Consider the following 391-nt stretch of genomic DNA (forward strand, 5'->3'; position numbering starts at 1 on the left):
TTCACATTGTTCCGTAAAGGTATAGATTGCACGGTCCCGTCCGAAAATGTCTTCCTGCGTGATAAAAATAATGACAGTTGACGGCAGGTGCTTATACCGGGTCGTCTTTCCTGCCTTTAAAACCGGGGTATCAAGCAGGCCCTGATAAAATCTCGCTCTCCGCCTCACATCGTCCGCTTCCGTATCATTCTGCATTTCCGTATTAAAACGGCGGTCAGATACATCCCGTGCCCAGGCATCCAACCGGATAGCCCGTTTTCCGCTCTTGTTGAGCACTACCTGCTCCACCTCTACCTCCGCCAGCTTCAAATCCGGCTCATCCAGAATAATGCTCAGCGTACTTTCATAAGCGGTTTTATTTCCGCGAGCAACGAGCCAAGTAGCCATGCTT

1 protein-coding gene is annotated in these 391 nt (G+C 50.1%); it reads right to left on the minus strand.

The genetic code is table 11. From position 1 onward, the window contains the following. Window positions 1-391: hypothetical protein (locus HMPREF1548_RS30370; protein WP_021634545.1), on the minus strand; the 391-nt coding region annotated here is incomplete at both ends.

The sequence above is a fragment of the Clostridium sp. KLE 1755 genome (assembly GCF_000466465.2).
In the GTDB taxonomy this organism is placed as follows: Bacteria; Bacillota; Clostridia; order Lachnospirales; family Lachnospiraceae; genus Eisenbergiella; species Eisenbergiella porci.